The organism is Halobaculum sp. D14, assembly GCF_051195135.1.
Classification (GTDB): Archaea; Halobacteriota; Halobacteria; order Halobacteriales; family Haloferacaceae; genus JBNTKA01.
In genome coordinates this window covers 892,995-918,580 of record NZ_JBNTKA010000002.1, presented here as the reverse complement: position 1 = coordinate 918,580, position 25,586 = coordinate 892,995, and the positions used below count along the sequence as shown (strand labels likewise).

At 69.7% G+C, this 25,586-nt stretch carries 21 protein-coding genes and 1 tRNA gene; 15 read left to right on the top strand and 7 right to left on the bottom strand.

Annotated elements, in window-relative coordinates:
- Positions 1–8 precede the first annotated feature (8 nt).
- Positions 9–968, bottom strand: coding sequence for a succinylglutamate desuccinylase/aspartoacylase family protein (locus ACQUST_RS10505; RefSeq protein ID WP_435128002.1), 960 nt, complete (start codon positions 966–968; stop codon positions 9–11).
- A gap of 137 nt (positions 969–1,105) precedes the next feature.
- On the opposite strand from ACQUST_RS10505, the gene ACQUST_RS10500 reads away from it, so the two are divergent.
- Genes ACQUST_RS10500 through rad50 form a run of 3 tightly spaced genes read left to right on the top strand, consistent with a single transcriptional unit; the run spans position 1,106 to position 5,594 of the window.
- Positions 1,106–1,576, top strand: coding sequence for a hypothetical protein (locus ACQUST_RS10500; protein ID WP_435128000.1), 471 nt, complete (start codon positions 1,106–1,108; stop codon positions 1,574–1,576).
- Positions 1,573–2,901 (top strand): DNA double-strand break repair protein Mre11, encoded by a 1,329-nt coding sequence (gene mre11 / locus ACQUST_RS10495; RefSeq protein WP_435128179.1) that lies wholly within the window; start codon positions 1,573–1,575, stop codon positions 2,899–2,901. Before ACQUST_RS10500 ends, mre11 begins: the two co-directional genes overlap by 4 nt.
- Positions 2,898–5,594 (top strand): DNA double-strand break repair ATPase Rad50, encoded by a 2,697-nt coding sequence (rad50, locus tag ACQUST_RS10490; RefSeq protein WP_435127998.1) that lies wholly within the window; start codon positions 2,898–2,900, stop codon positions 5,592–5,594. Before mre11 ends, rad50 begins: the two co-directional genes overlap by 4 nt.
- A gap of 27 nt (positions 5,595–5,621) precedes the next feature.
- Here rad50 and ACQUST_RS10485 read toward each other — a convergent pair whose 3' ends face one another.
- From ACQUST_RS10485 to ACQUST_RS10475, 3 genes are all read right to left on the bottom strand, one after another.
- Positions 5,622–6,041 (bottom strand): DUF7346 family protein, encoded by a 420-nt coding sequence (locus tag ACQUST_RS10485; RefSeq protein WP_435127996.1) that lies wholly within the window; start codon positions 6,039–6,041, stop codon positions 5,622–5,624.
- A 42-nt stretch (positions 6,042–6,083) separates the two neighbouring features.
- On the bottom strand, positions 6,084–6,539 hold the full coding sequence (locus tag ACQUST_RS10480) for a DUF7322 domain-containing protein (protein WP_435127994.1): 456 nt from the start codon (positions 6,537–6,539) through the stop codon (positions 6,084–6,086).
- Between the two features lie 141 nt (positions 6,540–6,680).
- Positions 6,681–6,854 (bottom strand): DUF7331 family protein, encoded by a 174-nt coding sequence (locus ACQUST_RS10475; protein WP_435127992.1) that lies wholly within the window; start codon positions 6,852–6,854, stop codon positions 6,681–6,683.
- 176 nt (positions 6,855–7,030) lie between these two features.
- On the opposite strand from ACQUST_RS10475, the gene ACQUST_RS10470 reads away from it, so the two are divergent.
- The 4 genes from ACQUST_RS10470 (at position 7,031) to sufD (ending at position 13,521) form a co-directional block, all read left to right on the top strand.
- On the top strand, positions 7,031–9,769 hold the full coding sequence (locus ACQUST_RS10470; RefSeq protein ID WP_435127990.1) for a DNA-directed DNA polymerase: 2,739 nt from the start codon (positions 7,031–7,033) through the stop codon (positions 9,767–9,769).
- 138 nt (positions 9,770–9,907) lie between these two features.
- Positions 9,908–10,819 (top strand): ABC transporter ATP-binding protein, encoded by a 912-nt coding sequence (locus tag ACQUST_RS10465; protein WP_435127988.1) that lies wholly within the window; start codon positions 9,908–9,910, stop codon positions 10,817–10,819.
- Positions 10,820–10,882: 63 nt separating this feature from the next.
- Complete coding sequence (sufB, locus tag ACQUST_RS10460) at positions 10,883–12,313, top strand: Fe-S cluster assembly protein SufB (RefSeq protein ID WP_435127986.1); 1,431 nt, start codon at positions 10,883–10,885, stop codon at positions 12,311–12,313.
- Complete coding sequence (sufD, locus tag ACQUST_RS10455) at positions 12,310–13,521, top strand: Fe-S cluster assembly protein SufD (RefSeq protein ID WP_435127984.1); 1,212 nt, start codon at positions 12,310–12,312, stop codon at positions 13,519–13,521. The genes sufB and sufD overlap by 4 nt, the downstream gene beginning before the upstream one ends.
- Before the next feature lie 127 nt (positions 13,522–13,648).
- Here sufD and ACQUST_RS10450 read toward each other — a convergent pair whose 3' ends face one another.
- Positions 13,649–14,851, bottom strand: a complete 1,203-nt coding sequence (locus ACQUST_RS10450; protein ID WP_435127982.1) for an MFS transporter — start codon at positions 14,849–14,851, stop codon at positions 13,649–13,651.
- A gap of 151 nt (positions 14,852–15,002) precedes the next feature.
- Here ACQUST_RS10450 and ACQUST_RS10445 point away from each other — a divergent pair, with 151 nt between their 5' ends.
- The 5 genes from ACQUST_RS10445 (at position 15,003) to ACQUST_RS10425 (ending at position 16,895) form a co-directional block, all read left to right on the top strand.
- On the top strand, positions 15,003–15,374 hold the full coding sequence (locus ACQUST_RS10445) for a DUF2267 domain-containing protein (protein ID WP_435127980.1): 372 nt from the start codon (positions 15,003–15,005) through the stop codon (positions 15,372–15,374).
- Between the two features lie 132 nt (positions 15,375–15,506).
- Positions 15,507–15,995, top strand: a complete 489-nt coding sequence (locus ACQUST_RS10440; RefSeq protein ID WP_435127978.1) for a ferritin family protein — start codon at positions 15,507–15,509, stop codon at positions 15,993–15,995.
- A gap of 1 nt (position 15,996) precedes the next feature.
- The gene (locus ACQUST_RS10435; protein ID WP_435127976.1) at positions 15,997–16,452 is read left to right on the top strand and encodes a metal-dependent transcriptional regulator; all 456 of its coding nucleotides are present in this window, start codon (positions 15,997–15,999) and stop codon (positions 16,450–16,452) included.
- Positions 16,453–16,583: 131 nt separating this feature from the next.
- Positions 16,584–16,736, top strand: a complete 153-nt coding sequence (locus ACQUST_RS10430; RefSeq protein WP_435127974.1) for a hypothetical protein — start codon at positions 16,584–16,586, stop codon at positions 16,734–16,736.
- Positions 16,737–16,792: 56 nt separating this feature from the next.
- Positions 16,793–16,895, top strand: a tRNA-Gln gene (locus ACQUST_RS10425).
- Between the two features lie 261 nt (positions 16,896–17,156).
- On the opposite strand, the gene ACQUST_RS10420 is transcribed toward ACQUST_RS10425, so the two are convergent.
- Positions 17,157–18,521, bottom strand: coding sequence for a PQQ-dependent sugar dehydrogenase (locus tag ACQUST_RS10420; RefSeq protein ID WP_435127972.1), 1,365 nt, complete (start codon positions 18,519–18,521; stop codon positions 17,157–17,159).
- Between the two features lie 217 nt (positions 18,522–18,738).
- Entirely contained in the window at positions 18,739–22,443 is a 3,705-nt protein-coding gene (locus ACQUST_RS10415) for an MMPL family transporter (protein WP_435127970.1), read from the bottom strand.
- 170 nt (positions 22,444–22,613) lie between these two features.
- Between ACQUST_RS10415 and ACQUST_RS10410 the strand changes: the two genes are divergently transcribed.
- The 3 genes from ACQUST_RS10410 to ACQUST_RS10400 all read left to right on the top strand — a co-directional run bounded on the left by ACQUST_RS10410 (position 22,614) and on the right by ACQUST_RS10400 (position 25,580).
- Entirely contained in the window at positions 22,614–23,708 is a 1,095-nt protein-coding gene (locus ACQUST_RS10410; RefSeq protein WP_435127968.1) for a glycosyl transferase family 2, read from the top strand.
- Positions 23,709–23,859: 151 nt separating this feature from the next.
- Positions 23,860–24,459, top strand: a complete 600-nt coding sequence (locus tag ACQUST_RS10405; RefSeq protein WP_435127966.1) for an NUDIX hydrolase — start codon at positions 23,860–23,862, stop codon at positions 24,457–24,459.
- Positions 24,460–24,635: 176 nt separating this feature from the next.
- Positions 24,636–25,580, top strand: coding sequence for a DUF7388 family protein (locus ACQUST_RS10400; protein ID WP_435127964.1), 945 nt, complete (start codon positions 24,636–24,638; stop codon positions 25,578–25,580).
- Positions 25,581–25,586: the final 6 nt, after the last annotated feature.

Sequence of the window (25,586 nt, the reverse complement as noted above, 5' to 3'; positions counted from 1 at the left end):
TCGGAGCGTCAGAACTCGTCGATGTCGGTGCCGACTGAGCAGACGTACTCGCCGGTGGCGACCTGCGGGAGGCGGCGGCGGCGCCAGAAGACGCCGTCGTTGTCGGCGGTGATGCGGCTCTTGAGGGTGCCGAAGGTGTCGGTGACTTCGAACAGCGTGTCGCCGCGGCTGACGCTGGCGCCGAGTTCCTGCTGGAACGTGACGAGCCCGCCGGTCGGCGAGCCGTACTGGTCGAAGCCGGAGGCGCGCGTCTGGAGGTCGGTGTCGACGTCGCCGGGCAGGAAGTCGTAGTAGCGGAGGACGCGGAACATGCCTTCGACGCCGAGCCGGATGCTCTCGTCGTCCCAGCCGACGGCGCCGCCGAGTTCGGGGTCGATGGTCGGGATGCCCTCGTCCGGGGCGGCGCGGGCGAGCTGGCCGTCCGGGCCCTTCTGGTCGAGGACGTGGCCGACGCCGAACGCCTTCGCGAGTTCGAGACACTCGCGGTGAATCCGGTGGTGCGGGCCGCAGCGAACCCGGACCTCGTTTATCATCCGGGACGTGGAGCCCTGGTGGAGGTCGACGATGAGGTCGGCGCGTTCGGCTGCGTCGAACGTCGCGGCGGCGATGCGCTCGCTGGAGGTGCCGTTCGGGTCGCCGGGGTACGCCCGATTCATCTTCGTGTCGTCGATGGGGTTGCGGTGCTCTGCGACCTGGAAGGCGTGGTAGTTCACGATTCCGGTCACGAGGACGGTGCCGGCGAGCTCCTGCGGGTCGACCTGCGGGACGAACTGGTTGACGACCCCGAGCCCGTTCAGTTCGTCGCCGTCGCTCACCGCCTGCACGTACAGCGTCTTGCCGTCTTCGGCGCCGTTCAGCACCGCGACCGGGAGCCCGATGGTCGTGCCGTCCCGGGTCTCGCCGACGTCGAGCCGCCCCGTGTCGAACTCCCCGGGGGCCGCGCTCGCACTCCCGAACGTCGTCGTCATGATATCGGAGCGACGGTGTCGCCCGACTTTAGGGGTTCGGTCCGGCGGAGCGACACACCGCCGACCGCTCGGGCGAGGACGTCCGTCGACCGCTCCCCGGCGAGCGTTTATCAGCGATGACGAGGACAGGGCAGGGCATGGCGCCAGCGTCGGGGAGACGCGAAAACGACGAGGAACGCAGCGCCGGCGGTGACTCTGCGGGACGTACTGACTGCGGGGGAAGCCGGGGCCGCGGGGGAGAACAGCCGTCCGTTCGGGTACTCAAAGACGCGCTCCGTGCGCTCGCAGTCGGCGCCAACGCGCAGGCCGGGGCCGGCCGGGACGGAGACCGCGTCGGACCGGCAGACGCAGACGTGCTCCTTTCGGACGCCGAAGCCGCGCTGGACGACGTTCGGGCGGCTGCGGCGTTCGCGGCCGACGGCGGATTCTGCAGGCTCCGCGACGCAGAACGCGCAGCCGAGGCGCGGAACGCCGACGGGACGGCCGAGCGCTGCCGCGCCGTTCTGGCGGCGGTCGAGGCGTACCGGGCCGCCGCCGGAGACCACTTTCACCGCGGTCGCGAGGGGCTTAAGCCGGGCGGCGAAGTATGGACGGACAACACCTCATGACGCGGGTCATCCACACCGGCGACACCCACATCGGGTACCGGCAGTACCACTCGCCGGAGCGCCGACAGGACTTCCTCGACGCCTTCGAGGCCGTCGTCGCCGACGCGGTCGACGAGGACGTCGACGCAGTGGTTCACGCCGGCGACCTGTTCCACGACCGCCGGCCCGACCTCCCGGACCTGCTCGGCACGCTCTCCGCGCTCCGCCGACTCGACGATGCGGGCGTCCCGTTCCTCGCCGTCGTCGGCAACCACGAGTCCACGCGCGGCGGCCAGTGGCTCGACCTGTTCGAGTCGCTCGGCCTCGCGACGCGGCTCGACGCAGACCCCGTCGTCGTCGGCGACACCGCGTTCTACGGGCTCGACCACGTCCCCGAGTCCCGCCGGGACCGGCTGGAGTACGACTTCGCGTCGCCGCCCGCGGCGGCGGACACCGCGGCGCTCGTCAGCCACGGCCTGTTCGAGCCGTTCGCCCACGCGAACTGGGACACCGAAACCGTGCTGACGGAGTCGTCGGTCGACTTCGACGCGGTGCTGCTCGGCGACAACCACGCACCCGGAACCGCCGAGGTGCGGGGGACCTGGGTGACGTACTGCGGGTCGACCGAGCGGGCGTCAGCGACCGAACGCGACGGCCGCGGCTACAACATCGTCACGTTCGACGCGGACCGCGACGGCGACGCGGTCGACATCCGGCGGCGCGCGCTCGACACGCGGCCGTTCGTCTTCATCGACGCCGAACTCGGGCCGTCCGAGGGCGTCGACCGCGTCCGCGACCGCGTCCGCGAACACGACGTTGACGACGCGGTCGTCATCGTCGAAATCACGGGCGACGGTGACCCGGTCGCCCCCGCCGCCGTCGAGGAGTTCGCGGCCGAGCGCGGCGCGCTCATCGTCCGCGTGAAAGACCGACGCGAAGTCGAGGCCGACACCGACGTGTCCGTGAACTTCGCCGACCCGGACGCCGCGGTCCGCGAACGCGTCTCGGAACTCGGCCTGTCGACGGTCGCCCGCGACATCGACGACGTCGTCCGCGGCGAAACCGCCGACGCGAACGTCAGAGACGACGTGAAACAGCGGATTCAACAGCGGCTCGACGACGCTGACACCGGCGGCGACGGCGGCGGCGACAGCGCGAGCGACGCGGAGGGCGAGACGCTGGACTCGTTCCTCGCCGCGGCGACGACTGCCGACGACGAGGAAACGGACAGGGCCGACGAGGAGCCGGATGTGGCTGACAATCCGGATGGCTCAGACGACCCGGACGCGCCTGCGGACTCGGACGCGGACGACGACTCGCAGCTCACGCTGGGTGATTCGCTGTGAGGTTCGACCGGATTCGGCTCCGGAACTTCAAGCCCTACGCCGACACCGACCTCCGGCTCGGCGAGGGCGTCACGGTGATTCACGGGCTGAACGGCTCCGGGAAGTCGTCGCTGCTGGAGGCGTGTTTCTTCGCGCTGTACGGGTCGAAGGCGCTCGACGGGACGCTGGAGGGCGTCGTGACGAACGGCGCCGACGAGACCGAGGTCGAACTGTGGTTCACGCACGACGGCGAGTCCTACCACGTCGCCCGCGAACTGAAGCGGTACGGCGAACAGATTCAGACGACGACCTGCACCCTGGAGTCGGTCGACGGCGACGTGGCTCGCGACGGCGCCACCGACGTCCGGCAGTTCGTCACGGACCTGCTCCGGATGGACGCCGAGGCGTTCGTGAACTGCGCGTACGTCCGGCAGGGCGAGGTGAACAAGCTCATCAACGCGACGCCGTCCGACAGGCAGGACATGATCGACGACCTGCTGCAGCTCGGCCGGCTCGAAGAGTACCGCGAGCGCGCCGGGAACGCCCGCCTCGGCGTCGAGGACGTCCTGTCCGAAAAGCGCGGCGCGCTCGACGGCCTCGACGACCAGATCAGCGAGAAAGCCGACCGGAACCTCCACGAGCGGCTGAACGGGCTTCAGACCGAGCTGAACGAGCTCGACGAGAGCATCGAGAACTACGAACAGCAGCGGGAGAAAGCCGAGGCGACGCGCGACGAGGCGCGGACGGTGCTCGACGAGTACGAGGAGCGGCGCGCCGAACTCGAAGACGTCGAGGCCGACATCGACGACCTGGAGGAGACCATCCGCGAGTCCGAGACGGAGCGGGAAGCGCTCGCGGACCGAATCGGCTCGCTCCGCGACGACGTCGCCGACCTGGAGGAGACGCTCGACGCCCGGCTGGCGGAGACGGCGCTCGACGACGCCGACCCGGAGTCGGTCGCGGCCCGACGCGACGCGCTCGACGACCGGCAGGCCGACCTCCGCGAGGAACGCGACGAGGCGCGGGACGACGCGACCGCCTTCGAGAACCAGGCGGACCGACTCCGCGAACGCGCCGACGAGGCGGAGACGCGCGCCGAGGAGAAACGCAGCCGCGCCGACGACCTCGAAGCCGCCGCCGAAGAGGCGGCCGAAGCGGTGGCGGAGCGGGAGGAGTCGCTGAGCGAACTGTCGGAGCGCCGCGCCGACCTGGAAGCGACGTTCGAAGACGCCCCGGTCGACGTCGGGGAGGCGGCGGCCCACCGCGAGGAGCTCCAGTCCGAGCTCGCCGACCTGCAGGAGGCGCTCACCGAGACGACGTCGGAGCTGAACACCGCGCGAACCGTCGTCGAGGAGGCCGAGGAACTGCTCGACGCCGGGAAGTGCCCGGAGTGCGGCCAGCCGGTCGAGGACTCTCCGCACGTCGACACGCTCGAGGAGGACCGCGAACGGGTGTCGGAGCTCGAAGCCGAACTGGCGTCGCTCCGCGAGCGCGAAGACGAACTGGACGAGGCGCTGAGCCGCGCCGAGACGCTCGTCCAGGCCGAATCAGAACTCGACACGCTCGAAGAGCGCCGGGAGTTCCTCGAATCCGCAGTCGAGGAGAAGCGCGCCGAAATCGGCGAGCGGCGCGACGAGGCCGAGTCGCTCCGGGCAGACGCCGACGACCTGGAGTCAGACGCCGCCGAAAAACGCGATGTCGCATCGGAGAAAGCGGAGCAGGCGACCGAACAGCGCGAGCGCGTGGAGGAAATCGAGGCGGACCTCGACGCGGTCGACGCGGCACACGACGCGCTCGACCGCGTCGAATCAGTCCGCGAGGAGATCGAGGACGCGACCGACGAAATCGACCGGCTCGCCGAGCGCCGCGACACCCTCGCCGAACTGAACGACGAGCGGCGCGACCGGCTGGCGGAGAAGCGGCAGCGGCGCGACGAACTCCGCGACGGCTTCGACGAGGACCGCATCGAGACGGCGCGCGAACGGCTCTCGAACGCCGAGTCGTACATCGAGCAGGTGACGGAGACGCTCGAATCGCTCCGCGACCGGCGGACGGAACTCCAGAGCGACATCGGCGCGGTCACCCAGGACATCGAGGAGCTCGAGTCGCTCCGAGAGCGCCGCGAGGAACTCGCGAAGCGGGTGGAAGGCCTCGAGTCGGTTCACGAGGAGGCCGAAGAGCTGGAGGCGATGTACGGCGACCTCCGCGCGGAGCTCCGCCGCCGGAACGTCGAGAGCCTCGAACGGATGCTGAACGAGACGTTCGAGCTGGTGTACGCGAACGACGCCTACTCGCACATCGAACTGGACGGCGAGTACGAACTCACGGTGTACCAGAAGGACGGCGAACCGCTCGACCCCGAGCAGCTCTCCGGCGGCGAGCGCGCCCTGTTCAATCTGTCGCTGCGCTGCGCCATCTACCGGCTGCTCGCGGAGGGAATCGAGGGCGCGGCGCCGACGCCGCCGCTCATCCTCGACGAACCGACCGTGTTCCTGGACCGAGGGCACGTCTCCCGGCTCGTCGACCTGGTGGAGGAGATGCGCGGCTTCGGCGTCCGCCAGATAATCATCGTGAGCCACGACGAGGAACTCGTCGAGGCCGCCGACGACCTCGTCCGGGTGGAGAAGAACCCGACGTCGAACCGGTCGACCGTCGAGCACGCGGACGACAGGGCCGCCGCGGTGCTGGCGGCGGACGAAGCCGCGGACGACTGAGGAGCCGGCGGATTCGAGGCCGCAGAATCAGCCGCGGAGCCTGTCGACGGCGTCGCTGGCGGCGTCGGTCGGGGCGTAGCCGCGCTCGCCGGCCACCGTCGTCTGTTCGAGCAGGCCGGCTGCGCGGAACTCCGAGAGGACGCCGTGGAGGTCCGACTCGCAGAGGCCGTACGAGTCAAGCAGCGTGCGGACGGCGAGCGGTCCGCGGTCGACGAACTCGACCAGCAGGCCGAGCGCCCGGTCGTCTCGGCACGCCAGGACGGCGCGGCGGACGTCGTCCGGGAGGCCGCCTGCGGACGCGGCCAGCGGCGACTCGTCGACCGCGTCCAGGTCGTCGTTCGGAACGTACCGCTCGTCGCCCGTCGCGGGGTCGCGCACGAGGCTCGACTCGTCGCTCCGCTTCACGAGCAGGTACCGCGTTCCGTCCTCGTGGCGAACCGTCTGCATACGCGGAGAAACGGCGCGGGCGCCGAAAGCCGTGTCGGTGAGTCAGCGACGGGAAGCGGGGCGGCCGCCGTCAGTCCGGCTGGCGGCGTCATCTTCGTCGGCGTCCGCGGCGGTCCCTCCGTCGGAGTCTTCCGCGACGTCGTCGCCGTTCTCGGCATCGTCGCGGTCGCGGTCGCGGAACGCCCGGTAGGTCTGGTAGACGCGGCCGGCGGCGAGCAGTCCGACGAGGATTGCGGCGCCGCCGGCCGCCCAGTCGCCGCGGAATCCGACGAGCATGGCGCCGAGCGCGACGCCGAACAGCGCGACGTTCGCGTAGACGACGGCGGCCCAGAACGCCGACTGAACCGCCTGGTCGACGTCGGCGGGGTCCGGGAGGCCGTCGGCGGGGTTTCTGACCTCCGGCGTCTCGGTTTCGGGGGCGAGGTCTTCCTCCGGGTTTCCCCAGCGCTCCTCGACGTCGAACGCCGGCGGCTCTCCGGAGTCGTCCTCGTCCAGCACGCCTCGTCGTTGGCGAATCGAGGTGAAAAGGGTTTGTTCACGGGGCGACGCCGTCGGTGGCGGTCCGGTCGAGTCTGGCTGGTCTGGTCTGACCTTGCCCGGGCCCGTTCGTCCGAGTCCGGCCCCACCGCGGCGACGTCGTTACGCCAGGTCCGCGAGTGTGACGGCGCGCGTCGTCTCCACCCACGCGAGCGGATTCTCGGCGTCGTACAGGACGGTTCGACCGTCGTCCTCGTACGCCTCGACCGTCTCGACGGCCTCGTCCGACCGTTCGGCGCTCGGCTCCTCCGAAAGGGAGTCGGATGCGTGGGTCATATCCAGCCCATGGTAGACTGTAACACGGTATATGCCTTTCCGTCGCGGCGGACATCGCCGTCCGCGGCGCGTCCGCGGCGTCAGCGGAGTCCGGTGGCTCCGGAAGCGGCCACGTCTGAGGCGGATTCGGCCACCCGGAAGGGTGGCTTTTTCACCGCGAACAGCCAACGCGGCGTATGACCAACGCGAGCCTCACGGACTTCGCCGACGGCTCGGCCGCCGACGGGGACGGCGGCCGGCCCGACGAGGAAGCGGCGTACGTCGCCGGCGGCGACGCCGTCCACGTGAGCGACGTCGTCGACGCGCAAGACCTCCGGGTGCCGGACGCCGACGGCACCGTCGAACTGATGGTGACCTCCGTCGACTACACCGTCGAAGGCAGCGGCGCCGACGAGTACCCCGTCGTCCACGTCTTCGGCCGCACCGCGGACGACGAAGCCGAACACGTCCGCGTGCTCGGCCTGGAGCCGTACTTCTACGTCCCCACCGCCGACGTCGAGTCGCGCGACCTCGTCGACGAGTACGACGTCGTCGTCGACACCCGCGACCGGCCGCACGGCGACGACGACGCCGACCGCTTCGAGAGCATCCGCGGCGAGCCGGTGACGAAAGTCATCGCGCGCACGCCGCGTGACGTCGGCTCCATCCGCGACGACTTCGACCGGACGTACGAGGCCGACATCCTGTTCCCGAACCGGTTCCTCATCGACAACGACGTCTCCTCCGGCATCCGCGTCGAGGAGCGCCGCCTCGACGACGGCTCGCTCCAGGTGTTCCCCGGCCACCTCGAACCGTGCGACGTCGAGGCGTCGCTCCGCGTCAACACCTTCGACATCGAGGTCGACGACCGGAACGGCTTCCCGGAGGACGGCGAGGAGTCCATCGTCTGTCTCACCAGCCACGACTCCTACCGCGACGAGTACGTCGTCTGGCTGTACGACGCGCCGGTCGGCGGCGTCGACGCCCCCGCCGCGCTCGACCGGTACGACGCGCTCCGGGAGAGCCCCGACATCCGCGTCGAGAGCTTCGACGAGGAGGACGCGATGCTCGACGCCTTCATCGACTACCTCGACGACACCGACCCGGACCTGCTCACGGGCTGGAACTTCGAGGACTTCGACGCGCCGTACTTCCTCGACCGCTGTGAACTGCTCGACGGGAAGAGCGACTACGACCTGTCGCCGGACCGCCTGTCGCGGGTCGGCGAGACGTGGCGGAGCGGCTGGGGCGGCCCGGACGTGAAGGGCCGCGTCGTCTTCGACCTGCTGTACGCCTACCAGCGCCGGCAGTTCTCCGAACTCGAGTCGTACCGGCTGGACGCCGTCGGCGAACTCGAACTCGACGTCGGCAAGGAGCGGTACACCGGCGACATCGGCGACCTGTGGGAGCAAGAGCCCGAGCGGCTGCTCGAGTACAACCTCCGGGACGTCGAGCTGTGCGTCGAAATCGACCGGAAACAGGACATCGTGGCGTTCTGGAACGAGTCCCGGAAGATCGTCGGCTGCCAGATCGAAGACGCCCCGACGCCCGGCGACGCCGTCGACATGTACGTGCTCCACGAGGCGTACGGCGAGTTCGTGCTGCCGACGAAGGGCCAACAGGAGAGCGAGGAGTTCGAGGGCGGCGCCGTCTTCGAGCCGCTCACCGGTGTCCGCGAGAACGTCACCGTGCTCGACCTGAAGTCGCTGTACCCGATGTGCATGGTGACCATCAACGCCTCCCCGGAGACCATCGTCGACGACCCCGAGTCGTACGACGGCGAGACGTACCGGGCGCCGAACGGGACGCGGTTCCGGAAGGAGCCCGACGGCATGATGCGCGAGATGGTCGACGAGCTGCTCACGGAGCGCGAACGGCTGAAGGAGACCCGCGACCAGTACGACCCGGACTCCGACGAGTACGACCAGTACGACCAGCAGCAGGCCGCCGTGAAGGTCATCATGAACTCGCTGTACGGCGTCTCCGGCTGGGACCGGTTCCGGCTGTACGACAAGGAGAACGCCGCCGCGATCACCGCGATGGGGCGCCGCGTCATCGAGTTCACCGAGGAGGCCGCGAACGAAATCGGCCACGAGGTCGCCTACGGCGACACGGACTCCGTGATGCTGGAACTCGGCGGCGACGTCTCGACGGAAGAGGCGATCGAGCAGTCGTTCGACATCGAGGCGCACATCAACGGCCGATACGACGACTTCGCGCTCGACGAACTCGACGCCGAGGAGCACCGGTTCCAGATCGAGTTCGAGAAGCTGTACCGCCGGTTCTTCCAGGCCGGGAAGAAGAAGCGCTACGCCGGCCACATCGTCTGGAAGGAAGGGAAGGACGTCGACGACATCGACATCACGGGGTTCGAGTACAAGCGGTCGGACATCGCGCCGGTGACCAAGCGGGTCCAAAAGCGCGTCATCGAGATGATCGTTCACGGCCGGGACACCGAGGACGTCAAGGAGTACCTGCACGACGAGATTCAGTCGTTCCTGAACGGCGACGCCGACCTCGAAGACATCGGGATTCCGGGCGGCATCGGCAAGCGCCTCGAAAACTACGACACTGACACGGCGCAGGTCCGCGGCGCGAAGTACGCGAACATGCTGCTCGGCACGAACTTCCAGCGCGGGTCGAAGCCGAAGCGGCTCTACCTCGACAAGGTCCACCCGGACTTCTTCGAGCGCATGGAGAACGAGCGCGGACTGGACCCGCAGACCGACCCGCTGTACGGCGAGTTCAAGCGCGACCCTGACGTCATCTGCTTCGAGTACGCAGACCAGATACCGGAGGAGTTCGACGTCGACTGGGACGAGATGCTGGACAAGACGCTGAAGGGGCCGATTTCGCGCATCATCGAGGCGCTCGGGATGTCGTGGGACGAAGTGAAGACCGGCCAGGAGCAGACCGGCCTCGGCAGTTTCATGTAGCGAGCGTCGAGCTGTCCGACTCCCCCCACCCGAGTTTCCGATTTAGAAACGAATTTTTCGTGGTGACGAACCACATGGCGGCTGATGCGAAACCATTATGCGTCGAAACCGCCACTCCACACACACGAGGAGACCATAATGGCGACACTCAAACTGAACAACCTCCAGGCGGAGGTCGCGGAGACGGGCGAACAGATCCTGCGAGGCGTCGACCTCGAGGTCCGCAGCGGCGAAATCCACGCGCTGATGGGGCCGAACGGCTCCGGGAAGTCGACGACCGCGAAGGTCATCGCCGGCCACCCGGCGTACGCCGTCACGGACGGCGAAGTCGTCCTCGAACTCGACGAGGACGACGTCGCCGACGTCGACGCCGACCTCGACGACGAGGACTACACGTGGGACCTGCTCGACCTCGAACCGAACGAGCGCGCCGCGCTCGGCATCTTCCTCGCGTTCCAGTACCCGGCGGAGATCGAGGGCGTCACGATGACGAACTTCCTCCGGCAGGCGCTGAACGCGAAACTCGAAGAGCGCGAAGAACTGTTCGAAGACGAGGAGGCCGACGAGGCCGACGAGGACGACGCCGGCTACGAGACCTCGCCGATGGAGGGCGACGTCGAGGAAGGCGAAGTCGGCGTCGCCGAGTTCCAGCAGCTCCTCAAAGAGAAGATGGAGCTGCTCGACATGGACGAGAAGTTCGCGTCCCGCTACCTCAACGCCGGGTTCTCCGGCGGCGAGAAGAAGCAGAACGAGGTGCTGCAGGCGGCCATCCTCGAGCCGTCCATCGCGGTGCTCGACGAGATCGACTCCGGGCTGGACATCGACCGGCTGCAGGACGTCTCCGACGGCATCAACGCGCTGCGCGACGAGCAGGGCACCGGCGTCCTCCAGATTACGCACTACCAGCGCATCCTCGACTACGTCGAGCCTGACCACGTCCACGTCATGCTGGACGGCAAGGTCGTCAAGAGCGGCGGCGCGGAGCTCGCCGCGGAGCTCGAAGACAAGGGGTACGACTGGGTCCGCGAGGAAGTGTACGAGGCCGCGTAACCGTCCGTGGTTACTGAACAGCCTGATACGTACCGCGACGCAATTACCACGTAACGCACACATATGAGTTCGGATCAAGACCACCTAAAAGAGACAGACACCGAGGACCGGTTCGACTTCAAGAAGGACGAGAAGTCGGCGTTCCAGACGGAGAAGGGCCTGACCGAGGAGACGATTCGCGCCATCTCCGAGGACAAAGACGAGCCCGACTGGATGCTCGAACGGCGCCTCCGCGCGCTCGAACAGTACCACGCGATGCCGATGCCGACCGACTGGCCCGGCCAGCCCGACCTCACCGAGGTCGACGTGGACGAGATCGTCCCGTACATCCGGCCGGACGTCGAGACGCGCGGCGGCGTCGACGACTGGACCGACCTCCCCGACGACATCAAGGACACGTTCGACAAACTGGGCATCCCGGAGGCCGAGAAGAACGCGCTCTCCGGCGTCGGCGCCCAGTACGAGTCCGAGGTCGTCTACCAGAACATGCAGGAGCGCTGGGAGGAGAAGGGCGTCGTCTTCTGCAACATGGACGAGGCCGTTCAGGAGCACGAAGACATCGTCCGCGAGCACTTCATGACGACGTGCGTACCGCCGAGCGACAACAAGTTCGCGGCGCTGCACGGCGCCGTCTGGTCCGGCGGCTCGTTCGTGTACGTCCCCGAGGACGTCACGGTCGAGATGCCGGTGCAGGCGTACTTCCGGATGAACTCCGAGGGGATGGGGCAGTTCGAGCACACGCTCATCGTCGCCGAGGAGGGCTCCGAGGTCCACTACATCGAGGGCTGCTCGGCGCCGAAGTACTCGGCGTTCAACCTCCACTCCGGCGGCGTCGAAGTGTTCGTCGGCGAGGACGCGCACGTCCAGTACTCGACCGTGCAGAACTGGTCGAAGAACACGTACAACCTCAACACGAAGCGCGCGCTCGTCGAGAAGAACGGCCGGATGGAGTGGATTTCGGGCTCCATGGGGTCGAAGGCGACGATGCTGTACCCGTCGTCGATTCTGAAGGGCCGCGGCGCCTCCGACAACCACATCACCATCGCGTTCGCCGGCGAGGGGCAGAACATCGACACCGGCGCGAAGGTGTACCACAACGCCCCGGACACGAAGTCGACCATCGAGTCGAAGTCCATCAGCAAGGACGGCGGCCGCACGAACTACCGCGGCCTCGTCCACATCGCCGACGGCGCCGAAGGGTCGTCGACGTCCGTCGAGTGTGACGCGCTGATGTTCGACAACGAGTCGACGTCGGACACGATGCCGTACATGGAGATCAACGAGTCCACCGTCGACGTCGCCCACGAGGCGACCGTCGGGAAAATCGGCGACGAGGACGTGTTCTACCTCCAGTCGCGCGGCCTCGACGACGACGACGCGAAGCAGATGATCGTCTCCGGGTTCATCGAGCCCATCACGGAGGAGCTGCCCATCGAGTACGCGGTCGAACTGAACCGCCTCGTCGAACTCGAAATGGAGGGGTCGCTCGGATGAGCACGCAGGTACCGCTCAGCATCTCCGAGGACACCATCCACACCATCTCGGAGGAACGAGACGAGCCGCAGTGGCTGCTCGAGCGACGCCTCGAAGCGTTCCGGCTGCTCGACGACCTCGACCTGCCGGACGTCATCGAGACGCCGGGCCGCCGCTGGACGAACCTCGAAGACCTCGAGTTCGAAGCGCTGGTCGACCCGCTGAACCAGAGCGACGAGACCGAGCGCGTCAGCGCCGAGGGCGCCGAGGTGCTCAGCTTCGCGGACGCGCTCGACGAGCACTCCGGGCTGCTGGAGAAGAAGTTCGGCTCCGTCGTCTCGGCGGACACGAACTACCTGACGGCGCTGTCGACGGCGCTGTTCACCACCGGGACGTTCATCTACGTCCCGGAGGGCGTCGACGCCGAGGACGTGAAGGTGAAAGCCGAGATGAACAGCCGGTCGCTGTTCAGCCACACGCTCGTCGTCACGGAGGACAACGCCTCCGTCACCATCCTCGAACGCATCGAGAACGGCGACGGCGACGTCGACGGGGACCGCTACTTCAGCAACCTCGTCGAGGTCGACGCCGGCGAGAACAGCTACGTCCAGTACGGGTCGCTGCAGAACCTCGACGACAACGTGTACGACTTCACGCTGAAGCGCGGCGACGCCGCGACGTACGCGACCGTCAACTGGATCGAGGGGAACATCGGCTCGCGGCTCACCCGCTCGGACATCGAGACGGAGCTGAACGGCGACTCCTCGGAGTCGAAGATCGTCGGCGCGTTCTTCGGCCACGAGGACCAGCACTTCGACGTCAACGCCCGCGTCTGGCACAACGCCGAACACACCACGGCGGACCTCGTCACCCGCGGCGTCCTCGACGACGAGGCGCGCTCGGTGTACGAGGGCGTCCAGGACGTCGGCCGCGACGCCTGGGACACCTCCAGCTACCAGCGCGAGAACACGCTGATGCTGTCGGACGACTCCGAGGCGGACGCGTCGCCGAAGCTCATCATCAAGAACCACGACACCGAGGCGAGCCACTCCGCGACCGTCGGCCAGGTCGACCAGGAGGACCTGTTCTACATGACCTCCCGGTCCATCTCGGAGCAGCAGGCCCGCGACATGCTCGTCAAGGGCTTTTTCGTCCCGGTGCTCGAGGAGGTCGAAGTCGACGAACTCCGCGAGGACATCGAGTCTCTCATCGCGGCGCGGCTCCGGTAACCGGCCGCGAATTTTCGCGGACTCCGCGAACCGATTTTTCTTCGCCGTCGACGCCACCGCCGATAGCGCGTCTGCGAGCCGTTGCCGCGTCGACGGCACCCGGGGCCTGATTCTTCGGTGAGGCTGGTCAGTCCGTGCTGGAGTCGAAGACGGCGGCGGAGCCGCCGGTCCGGCGGAGTCGGAGGAGCGCGGGGAGCGTCGCGGCGGCGAGCAGCAGTTCGAGGCCGCCGGCGACGCCGAAGGCGGCGAGGTAGCCGTAGCGGGAGGCGACGGCGCCGCCGACGAGCGACCCGGCGAGGAAGCCGAGGCTGCCGGCGGCGTTGAAGCCGGCGACGGCGACGCCGCGTTCGTCGTCGCCGACGAGGTCGACGACCAGCGCCATCGTGGCGGGCGCCATCAGCGCGCCGAGGACGCCGACGACGACCATGCCGACGGCGACGAGCGGCACCGACGGCGCGAGGCCGACGCCGAGGACGGCGACGCCGTACAGCGCGGAGCCGGCCGCCACGGGGACGACGCGGCCGACGCGGTCGGAGAGCACGCCGAACGGGTACTGCAGCAGCGCGAACGGCGCGAAGAACGCGGCGAGCAGCAGCCCGGTCGCGGCGGGGCCGAGGTGGAACGCCTCGCGGAAGTACAGCGTCCCGACGAGCGCGAAGAAGCCGGCGGTGAGCCGGTCGACGAAGCCGAACGCGTACGGCACCGCGAGGTCCGTGTGGCGGCGGAGCCCGGAGACGAGCGCGGCGAGCCCCCGGTCGGCGCCGCCGGCGGGCGCGTTGTCCGGTGCGGTCGCGGCGACGACGGCGGCGACGCCGAGCAGCGCGGCGGCGGCGTACAGCGGCAGGAACGTCCCGACGGAGAACAGTTGTCCGCCGACGGGCGCGCCGAACGCGGTTCCGGCGCCGATAGCGATGCCCGCAGCGCCCATGTTCCGGCCGTTGCCGCCGCCGAGGTCCGCGAGCGCGGAGACGGCGAGCGAGAACGCGCCGACCGTCATCCCGCCCTGCAGCGCCCGGAGGACGAGCGCGCCCCCGAACGTCAGGCCGTACCGCGGCAGTTCGGCGAGCAGCAGGTAGCCGACTGCGCCGCCGGCGGCCGCGACGACGATGAGCGGACGGCGGCGTCCGACCTTGTCGCTCGCGGCGCCCCACAGCCCGGCGAAGACGACGAACGCCGCGAACTCCGCGGCGAGGAACAGCGTCGGCGCCGCCACGCCCTCCCCGCCGAGTTCGGCGGCGAGCAGGTCGACGCCGGGGTAGACGAACGTCTGCGCCAGCATGACGGCGAAGACGACGGCGGCGAGCGAGAACCGGTCGCGTCGGGCAGCCATTACCGACGCTTGGAGACCGACCGGCTTGAGCGTTGATGATGCGGGTCGGCGGCGGACCGGCTCCGGGCTGTCCACGGCCACGTCGACCCGGTCCGCGGGGCGTCCACGGCCACTAAATACAGATGTGCGGCGGTCGTCGGCTCCGACGAACATGTCGCTCGATGGCGCGATCGTCAAGGTGCAGCGGGAGTCCAGCGTCGACGACGACGACACCGCCGAGGCGACGCTGCGCGCGACGCTCGAAGTGCTCGGCGAACGCATCTCCCGCGAGGAGGCGAAAGACGTCGCCGGACAGCTCCCCGACGAGATGGAGACGTGGGTCATCGACTGGGACACCGAGTCGGCGCAGCCGTTCGGCGTCGACGAGTTCTGCGACCGGGTCGCCGACCGGCTCGACGTCGACACGGAGACGGCGCACAACCGGGCGCAGGCGGCGGTCGACGCGCTGGAGATGGAGATCAGCGCGTTCGAGCGGTCCGCGGTTCAGGGGCAGCTCCCCGACGAGTACGACACGCTGTTCTGAGTCGGTGGCCGAAGGGTCGGGTTTAAGTCGCTCTCCCCCTGAAACGGGGACAATGGGACACGTATCGTCCACGAATCAGCCGGCGGCCGCGTTCGGCGCCGCCGCGTCCGACGACGCCGGAGGTGGGGAAGCGTGAGCGTCGGTCAGCGCGTCGCCTCCGACCACCAGCTCGCCCGGCTCCTCCAGATCGGCGTCGTCCTGGAGGAGGTCGTCGAGGCCCGCGCGCACCACCACTACCGGGCGCTCGACGAGGAGCTCGACCCGGAGATCGAGGCGCTGCTCGACGAGGCGGCCGAGGAGTCCGCAGACCACCGCGAGCGGCTCGAAGACCTCATCGCGCAGCTCGACGCGGAGTCGGTGTCGTACGACGACATCGAGACGCTCGTCGAAGCCCAGTACGGCCAGACGAAGCCGGACGACTTCGACGGCGTGCTGTACGACCAGCTGTGCAACGAGGAGACGGCGTACAAGTTCTACGACGACCTCATCGACGCCATCGAAGGCAGCGACTCCGAGTTCTCCATCGACCGCGACGCGGTGCTCGCGACGCTGCGCGGCATCCGCGAGGAGGAGGCGGAGGGCGTCGAAGAAGTGACGGAGATCATGGAGCGGAGAGCCTGACATGAACACGGCAGACCAGTACCTCAAAGCGATCTACCTCGTACAGGAAGCCGAAGACGGCCCCGCCTCGACCGGCTCCGTCGCCGACGCGCTCGACGTCAGCCCGGCGTCCGCCAACGAGATGATCGGGAAGCTCGAAGAGCGCGGGCTCGCCGAACACGAGAAGTACAAGGGCGTCTCGCTCAGCGACGACGGCATCGTCCGCGCCCGCGAGGCGCTGTCGAACTACTGCATCATCGAGCGGTTCCTCGCGAACGTCCTCGAAGTCGAGGAGTTCCGCGCGGAGGCGCGGTCGCTGGAGGCCGTCATCGACGACACGGTCGCCGAGCGGCTCGACACCATCATCGACCGGTCGGACGAGTGCCCGGACTGCTTCGACGCGGAGGCGGACGCCTGCAAGTACCTCGACCCGCCGACTCCGGAGCAGGACCGCGAGCAGGAGAACATCGCGGACTGACCGCGGTCCGCCGCTCCGACGACCGCACGACGCCGCCGATCCTTCGGGGGCGAACCGGCGCAGTCCCGCGTTTTCGCGGCTCGAACCGAGCCGTCGCTGTTAAGTCCGGTGGCCGCCACGGTCCATCCACAATGGCGTCGGACGTCACCAGACGGCTCAAGCGACTCGTCGGGCGAGACGACGAGGACGCACTCTCCTTCCAGTGTCAGCGCTGCGAGGCGACGTTCGACGCGAACCGCCAGCAGTGCCCCGACTGCGGCAGCTTCGACATCCGCCGCGCGTAGCCCGCGCGGTTCCGGAACGGCTTAGGGCGACGAGCGAGTACCGACAGACGCGACGCAGTCCCGTGGTGTAGTGGCCAATCATGAGGGCCTTTGGACGCGCCCGGCTCCGACCGGCGCGGAAGACAGCCTTCGACGGCGGTTCGAATCCGCCCGGGACTATCTTCTCGCGAACGCAAGGGAGCGAGAGATATCCCAGCGGATTCGAAGCAGGGAGTGACGCGTCAGCGGAACGACCGCGGTTCGAATCCGCCCGGGACTATCCTGCGACGAACGAACGTGAGGAGCGGATAGTCCGCCGGATTCGACGCCCAGAGGGCGAGCGGATGCGAGTCCTCGCGGTTCGAATCCGCCCGGGACTATCTTCTCGCGAACGCAAGTGAGCGAGAGATATCTCTGCGAGAAACGTCCAGGAGAAGCGTCTCACTCGCCGTCGGCGGGGACGAGCCGGTGGACGCCGCCGCCGTTCGTGCCGGTCCCGAGGACGTACAGTTCGCCGGCGGCGTCTCGGCCGAACGAGAGGATGCGGCCGAGTTTCGCGGCGTCTTCGTCGGCGACGTCGACGACGCGGGTCGGCCAGAGACCGTCGCCGTCGGCCGGAGGAGTCGCGGCGAAGAGCCGGCCGTCGGCGTCGAGGTCGCCGAACACGTAGGTGCCTCGGAGTCCGGGGATGGCGTCGCCGCGGTAGACGTGGCCGCCGATGACGGAGACGCCGCTGACGGCGCCGCCGGAGTGCGGGTACTCGACGACGGGGTCGCGGAGCGGTTCGCCGCCGCGGACGCTCGGCGGCGTCCGGGCGGGGCAGCTGTCGGCGCCGTAGCAGTGCGTCCCTTCTCTGACGTTCCAGCCGTAGTTGCCGCCGCGCTCGACGAGGTTGACCTCCTCGTAGCGGTTCTGTCCAACGTCGGCGGCGTAGAGGTCGTCGCCGTCGAACGAGACGCGCCACGGGTTCCGGAACCCCCAGGCGTAGTGTTCGTCGCGGCCGTCGCGGCCGACGAGCGGGTTGTCGTCCGGGACTCCGTACGGTCGGCCGTCGTCGCGGCTGTCGACGTCGATTCGGAGGAGGCTGCCGAGGAGGTTCTCGGTGACGTCCTGGCCGTTGCCGCCGTCGACGCCGCCGTACCAGTCGTCGGCGTGGCCGGTGCCGCGGTCGCCGCCGGCGCCGCCGGCGCCGACGGGGACGTAGAGGAAACTGTCCGGGCCGAACGCGAGGTCGCCGGCGTTGTGGTTGGACTGCGGTTCGGGAATCTCCAGGACGGTGCGCTCGGAGTCGCGGACGACGCGGCGGCCGTCGGCTGTGGCGCGGAACTCGGAGAGCACGAACGTGTGGCTGTACGTCGACGGCGTGCCGGGCCGGCGCGGCGCGCTGTACCGGACGAACACGCGTCGGTTGTCGGCGAACGACGGGTGGAGCGCGACGCCGAGCAGCCCTGTTTCGCCGCCGGCGATAACGGTGTCCCGGAGGTCCAAGAACGGCTCGTCGCGGCGGCCGTCGGGGCCGTGCGTGTGGATGATTCCGTGCTGTTCGGCGACGTACCGACGGTCTGCGTCCGGCGCGAACGCGACGGCGAGCGGCGCGCGGAGCCCGTCCACGACGGTGTCGAGGCCGACGGTCTCCACCGGCTGGCCGCCACCCGGTTCGTCTGTCCCGGATTTTGGGGGTTCGTCGCCGGGAGACTCCGAGGTTCGCCGCGGGGCGGTCGCGCCGCCGCAGCCGGCGAGCCCCGCGGCGGCGCCGACGCTGACCGCCCGGAGCAGCCGCCGCCGCGTCGCCGTGGGCCGGGTCATGGAGTCAGAGCACCGAAATCGCGTAGGCGAACGACGAGAACAGCATGAGCCCCACCAGCACGAGCGCGAGGATTTGCTGCCGATTCATTGCCGGTCGTTGGGGCGCATCGGGCATAATTCCACGTTTCGGCAGCGGCCGGGTCGGACTGCGTTGCGGGGAGGGCCGAATGCAGCGGGGAGTGCGGCGGGCGGGTGTGCCGGCGGCGCGTCCAGCCGGTCAGTTGTCGTCGCCGGCGGGGAGTTCGTCGGTGGTGCGCTGGTCGCCGCGGATCCAGGCGCGGTGGATGCGCTCGAACTGCGCGTCGCTGATGGCGCCGTCCTCGAAGCGTTCGCGGGCGTCACGGAGGTCGTCGTCCGTGACGGTGCCGGCGGCGAGCACCCGCTCGAACAGGTCTTCGACGACGGAGACGGCGTCGGCGCCGCCGACCGGGCGGTCGCCGTCCGCGGCCATCAGCGCGCCGTCGAAGCCGAACGACGCGCCGTCGTCGGCGTCGGCGGGAACCGTCCCGTCGTACTGGAGCGCGACCCCGTCCGTGGCGTCCCAGGCGACGTACAGTTCGCCGTCGCGTTCGACCACGTCGACCGGTTCGGGGGTCGCTTCGTCGAGCGCGACGTCGCCGTCGAACTCCTCGTGGAGGACGACGCGGTCCGCGACGCCGCTCGCGCGGACCGTCACCTGCACGTCGTCGCCGGGCGCGACGTACTCGCGGTCCACGACCCGGACGACCCGGGCGTCGGCGTCGACGACGGCCGCCGGCACGAAGTCCGCCTCGGCGAACTCGTCTTCGGCGGCCGCCGGTTCAGCCGTGTGCGCGTCGGGTTCGATGGCGTCGGCCGTCGACGGCGCCGCGACGGCTTCGGCAGCGACGTCAGAGCCGTCCGGGCCGGCGTCGCCGCCTGCCTCGTCAGCGCCGCCGGAGCCGCCGGAACCGCCGGGGCCGTCGTCGTTGTCGACGGCTTCGGCCGCCCAGTCGGGGCCGGCGAATCGGGTCCAGATGACCAGGAGGCTCGGGAGGACCAGCACCGACGCGAGGAACGCGTAGATGATGGTCAGCCCGGTGATGACGCCGAACTGCTGGAGCGGCGGGAGGATGGCGAACACGAGCACGCCGAAGCCGCCGACGGTCGTCGCGGCGGAGCCGAGCAGCGCGCCGCCGGTGCCGGTGACCGCGCGGTGCATCGCCGTCCAGACGTCCCTGGTGCGTTCGAGTTCCTGGGTGTACCGCTCGGAGAGGTGGATGCTGTAGGCGACGCCGAGCCCGACCGTGAGGCTCGTGATCATCCCCGTGAGGACGTTGAACGGGATGTCCATGAGGTACATCGTCCCGAGAATCCAGGCGACGCTGAACGCGACGGGGAGCAGCGTCACGGCGCCGAGGGTCGCGCTGCCGTTCGCGAGCCGGTAGGCGACCATCAAGAACAGGAACGTCGCGACCAGCGTGATGATGAGGCTGTTCACGACCGTTTCGAGCAGTTCGTCCTGAACGATCTGGTTCAGGATGGCGCTGCCCGTCGCGGTGACGGTGACGTCGTCGCCTTCGAGCGACTCGGCGACGTCGCGCATCTGCGTCGTGACGGCGTCGCCGGAGGCGCCGCCCTCCACGGAGATGACCATGCGGGCGGCGACGTACTCGCCGTCGTCCCGGTAGACGACGCTTTCAGCCTGCTCGGGGGCGACCTCGTACAGCCGGTCGTAGACCCGTTCGAGGTTCCGGTCGGGGATGCCGTCTCCGTCGGTGTCGGCGGCGGCGACGGTGCTGTTGAACGACTCGTTCTGCGCGGCCACCTGCCTGATGACGCTGACCGGGCTCGTGATGTCCGGTTCACCGTTCGGGAGTTCCTGCGTGACGCGCTTTTCGGCGGCGAGGTCGTGGGCGGACTCGATGCGTTCGAGCATCCCGGGCGCGGTCACGTCGCCCTCGATCAGGATCTGCGCCTGTGAGTCCTCCCGGATGAAGTGCTCGTTGACGTACTCGAGGTTCTGCTTGGCGCTGTACTCGCTGGGCGCGAACGGCTCGGGGAGGTCCTCCATCCAGCCCGGCGGGTCCTCGGCGAGGAAGTCCGACTGGCTGAACGAGGTGTCGACCTGCGTCGCGCCGTAGGCGCCGCCGGCGCTGAGCAGCACCGCGACGATGAGCACCAGGTACGGCGCCTTCTTCGCGCCGACGGCGCCGACGCGGAGGACGCGCGAGAACGCGCCGCCGCCGGTGCCGAACGCCTGCAGCGTCCGGTCGACGCCGCGCGCTTCGAGGAACTCGTCGAGTTCGACCTTGAGCGCCGGGACGAGGACGCCGAAGACGAGCAGCGCCGCGACGATGCCGACGGAGCTGACGACGCCGAAGTCCCGAATCGGCGGCACCGGGCTGGTGAGGTTCGACAGGAACCCGATGACGGTGGTCGCCGTCACCCAGACGAGCGCGATGCCGACGCCGGCGAGCGCGACCCGCATGGAGCCGCGCGGGTCGCTCGGTGCGTCCTCGACGGATTCGGCGGCGGTGCGCTCCTCGCGGTGCCGCATGAAGATGTGGATGGCGTAGTCGATGCTGAGCCCGATGAGCAGCACCGGGACCGCGATGAAGATCTGGTTGAAGTCGATGTCGGTCCAGCCCATGAACCCGAACGTCCACACCAGCACGGCGCCGATGCCGAGCAGGCCGAGGATGATGTCGAGCGGGTCGCGGTAGGCGACAGCGAGCGCGACGAGCACGAACAGGACGGCGAGCGGCCCGACGATGAGGAGGCTGTCGGTCATCGACGACGTGAGCTCGTGGCTGATGATGCCGGCGCCGAACACCATGTACTCGTGGCCGGTGTCGCGGTCGCGGGCGATGTCCTGCATCGCGAGCTGCGCGTCGGTGACCGCCTCGGAGGCGGAGGCACCGCCGGTGCCGCCGCCGTCGCTCACCTGCGTGACGAGCAGCATCGTCGCGTTCGCTTCGGTCGCGCCGGGGTCGTAGCTCGTCGGCATGAACGCGAGCGCCGCCGAACTGGCCGCGGAACTGCCGGAGCCGTCGCCGGACCCGAGGACGGCCGTGATGGTGCTGTCGATCTCGGAGGCGTTCATCGACCGTATCTGGTCGATCTGCTCGGCGAGCGTCGCCTCCGAGGCGTTCCGGAACGCGGCGCGGTCGGCTTCGAGCTCCTCGGCGAGCCGCTGGAGCCGGTCGACCTTCTCGCGCAGCGCGGCGGCGCGCTCTTGCACCGCGGCGTACTCCTCGGAGAGCACGCCGCGCGTGCCGAGCGTGTACGCCTGCTCGGCTTCGGCCTGCGTGGAGGCACCTCTGAGCTGTTCGGCCGCGCGTTCGAACGTCGCGTAGTCCGACTCGTTGAGCGTGACCGTCGTGTTCGCGCGCACCTGGTCGAACTGCGTGCGGACGCTGGCGTCCGGGTTCTGCCGGAGGTACGTCAGCGCCGCCCGGAGGTCCTCGGCGGTGGCGTTGAGCGCGTCGCTCCGGTTCTGGATGGCGGCGCGCTCGGCCGTCACGGTGGCGTTGAGCCGCTGGACCTTCGCGGCAGTCGTCTGCAGGTCGCGACCCGCCTCCTGCGTGATCGCCGCTGTCGCGAGGATGTTGGCGACGCCGACGGTCGGCGTCTCGTTCGTCAGCGTCTCGCTGACGGTCTGGTTCTGCCGGAGCGCCCGCTGGTATCTGAGGCTCTCGAGCAGCGACTCCTTGTCGAGGACGTTCTCGTCGCGGATGATTATCTGCGCGGACGTCGTGTTCGCCGCGCCGGTGGAGAAGTTCGCCTCGATGTAGTCGAGTTTCTGCGACTCGACCGAGTCGGTCTGGAACTGGTCGAGCGAGGAGGACCGCTCGACCATCGGCGCGCCCGCCCCGATGGCTATCGTGAGGACGAGCATGACCGCGATGGCCGCTCGGCTGTGGTCTGTGATGGCGGAAACGACCGCGTCGAACCGGCTCATCGTCCCCGCGTCGTGTGTGCCTGGCTGGTCATACTGAACAGTATCTATCGACTGAACGTTCGTTCAGTACTTATGGGTCGTGGAACTCCCGGGGAGTTTCTCGCAGTTTATCTCGGGGCGTCGCCGTCGAGCACCCGATTATTTACCGGGGAGGCCCCGACCGGGAGGTGATGGAGTACGTCCAAGAGCGCGTGACGACGCTCCACGACCTCGGCGACGCGGCGCCGTCGGCGCCGACGGACCGCGCGGCCGTGGTCGTACCGATGACGGAGCGCGAGTACGCGGGCCTCGCCGCCGAGCAGGTGCTCTCGGAACTGGAGGCGCTGAACCCGGCGCGCGTCGTCGTGCCGCTGCGGGCGTCCGCCGAACGCGTCCCGGCGTTCCGCGAGTGGCTCGACGGCTTCGACCTGACGCTCGAAGTGCTGTGGTGTGACGGCCCGCGCGTCGCCGATCTGCTCGCGGAGGCCGGAATCTCCGGCGAGCGCGGGAAGGGCCGCGACGTCTGGCTCGCGCTCGGCCGCGCGCTCGACGAGGAGTTCGTCGTGCTGCACGACGCCGACACGACCTCGTACTCGCGGCGGTACGTCCAGCGGCTCCTGTTCCCGCTGGCGCACGACTTCTCGTTCTCGAAGGGGTACTACGCCCGCGTCGAGAACGACCGGCTGTACGGCCGGCTGTTCAGGCTGTTTTACGCGCCGCTTGTCAGGGCGCTCCGCGACGCCCACGACGAGCCGCTGTTGGAGTTCCTCGGCGCGTTCCGGTACGCGCTCGCCGGCGAGTTCGCCGCGACGAGCGACGTGGTGGCGTCGCTGCGCGTCCAGCCGACGTGGGGGCTGGAGGTCGGGACGCTCGCGGACGCCTTCGAGGCGGTCGGCTTCGACGGCGCCGCGCAGGTCGACCTCGGGAGCTACGAGCACGACCACCGCGCGGTCTCCGGGCCGACCGGGCTCTCGGACATGAGCCGGTCGGTCGGGGCGGCGCTGCTGCGCGCCGTAGAGGAGCGCGGCGTCGACCCGGCGTACGACACGCTGCCGGCGCGCTACCGAGAAACCGCGGCGTCGTTCATCCGGTCGTACGCGACGGACGCCGCGTTCAACGGCCTGGAGTTCGACCGCGCCGGCGAGCGCGACCAGGTGGAGACGTACGCCGACGCCATCGCGCCGCCCGGCGACGACGACCGGCTCCCAGCCTGGTCGGAGACGGACCTGACGCCCGCGGAGGTCGCCGCGGCCGCCCGCGCCGACGCCGACGACGTCGACGACTGACCCGTATCCGAGCGAGCGACAGTGACGTGGGGCGGTCACGAGAGCCGGCGGTGCGGTGGCGCGGACGGCGGCACGGGGCAGCGCAGCGACGACCGCGGCCACGATTGGCGCGGACCGCACAGTTGAAGGCCGGTCCGCGCCGACTGCCGACATGAACCTCGCCGGGGTCAGCGACCACGCGCCGGTGACGGTCGCGGACGCCGAGCGGCGCGCAGCCGTGCTCGCACCGGTCCTGGAGCGGGACGGCGAACCGCACATCCTGTTCACGAAGCGCGCGGACCACCTCGGGAACCACCCGGGGCAGATGAGCTTCCCGGGCGGCGGCGCGGAGTCCGTCGACGACAGCCTGGAGGCGACGGCGCTCCGGGAGGCCGAGGAGGAAATCGGGCTGCGGCCCGCCGAGGCGTCGGTCGTCGGCCGGCTCGACGACCTGCCGACCGTCTCGGAGTACGTCGTGACGCCGTTCGTCGGGACCGTTCCGGACCGTGAGTACGAGCCGTCGGACGCGGAAGTCGCGGAGATCGCGGTGCTGTCGGTGGCGGACCTCACCGACCTGTCGAACTACGAGTCCGAGCGCCGCGACCACCCGCACCACGGCGCGGTCCGACTCCACTTCTTCCACGTCGACGGCTACACCGTCTGGGGCGCGACCGGTCGGATGCTGGTGCAGCTTCTCGAACTCACGACGGACTGGGAGGCGCCGGCGGAGCCGGACCGCGTCGTCGACCCCGACGCCGACTACCCGGTGTAGCCGCCGAACGAGTCGATTCTGACGGGAGCACCACGCTTATCCGGGACTGGCCGCTTTCGACGTGTATGGCCGCACAGGCGATTGGTCGCGTTCCGCGACCGCACTGAAACCCGTTCTGCGTTCAGCGACCGCTCCGAATCGACTTCCATCACCGCCAGCGACGACGTTCCCCACCGATGACTGCACTCACCGACGCCGACGACGCCGACGCGACGACCAGAGCCGAGACCGACGCCGACAGCGACGCCGCGCGCGACGACGCCGACGGCCACGGCGACAGCCGGGTCGACGCGGCCGACGACGCGGCGGGAGCCGTCGAACGCCGGGCGCCGGAGGGGAGCGTCGCCGCCCGGACCGGGCTGGACGGCGTGGCGCTGAAGCCGACCGAGTGTGACGTGTCGGTCGCCGCCGACCTGCCGTTCGGCCTCGTCTGCGTCGACTACGAGGGCCGCGACGAGCTGCCGTCGTTCGACCTGCTGGCGGAGCTGGCAGCCGACCGCGACGTCCGGCTGGCGACTCCGGTGCGCGCCGACGGCTTCGACCCGCGCGGCGACGACTCGCTGAGCCGACGGGTCCCGGCGTCGGTCGGGCGCGTGCTCGTCGCCGGCCACCCGGCGTACCTGAGCGAGACGGAGCGGCGCCGCGCGGTCGCGCCGCGGCTCGGCGACGCGATGGACGCCGTCGCCGACGACGACCCTGACGGTGAGCCGTGGGTCGGCACCGAGGGCGTCGAGCGGCTCGCGCTCGCCGCCGGCGGCGTCCAGTACGAACTGCTCTCGCGGACCACCGAACGCGACGTCCGCGGCCTCCGCGCGGCGGGCTACGACGGCCGAATCGCGGTGTACGCGCCGACGGTCCCGACCGACGACGAGGACGACGTGCTCGACGCGGTCGGCGACTACGCCGCCCGACGGAAGCCGGTGCGGGAGGCGCTGCCCGACGGCGCCGCGACCGACTCGTCGGCCGAGGGCCGCGCCCGCGACGTGCTCTCGAAGGCGGTGCGCGACTACGCGCTCGTCGGCGACCCCGACACGGTCGGCGACCGCGTCGCCGCCCTGAGGGACGTCGGCGTCGACACCGTCGTCGGCTACCCGGCCGCCGGCGTCGAGACGTTCCGCTGACCGACG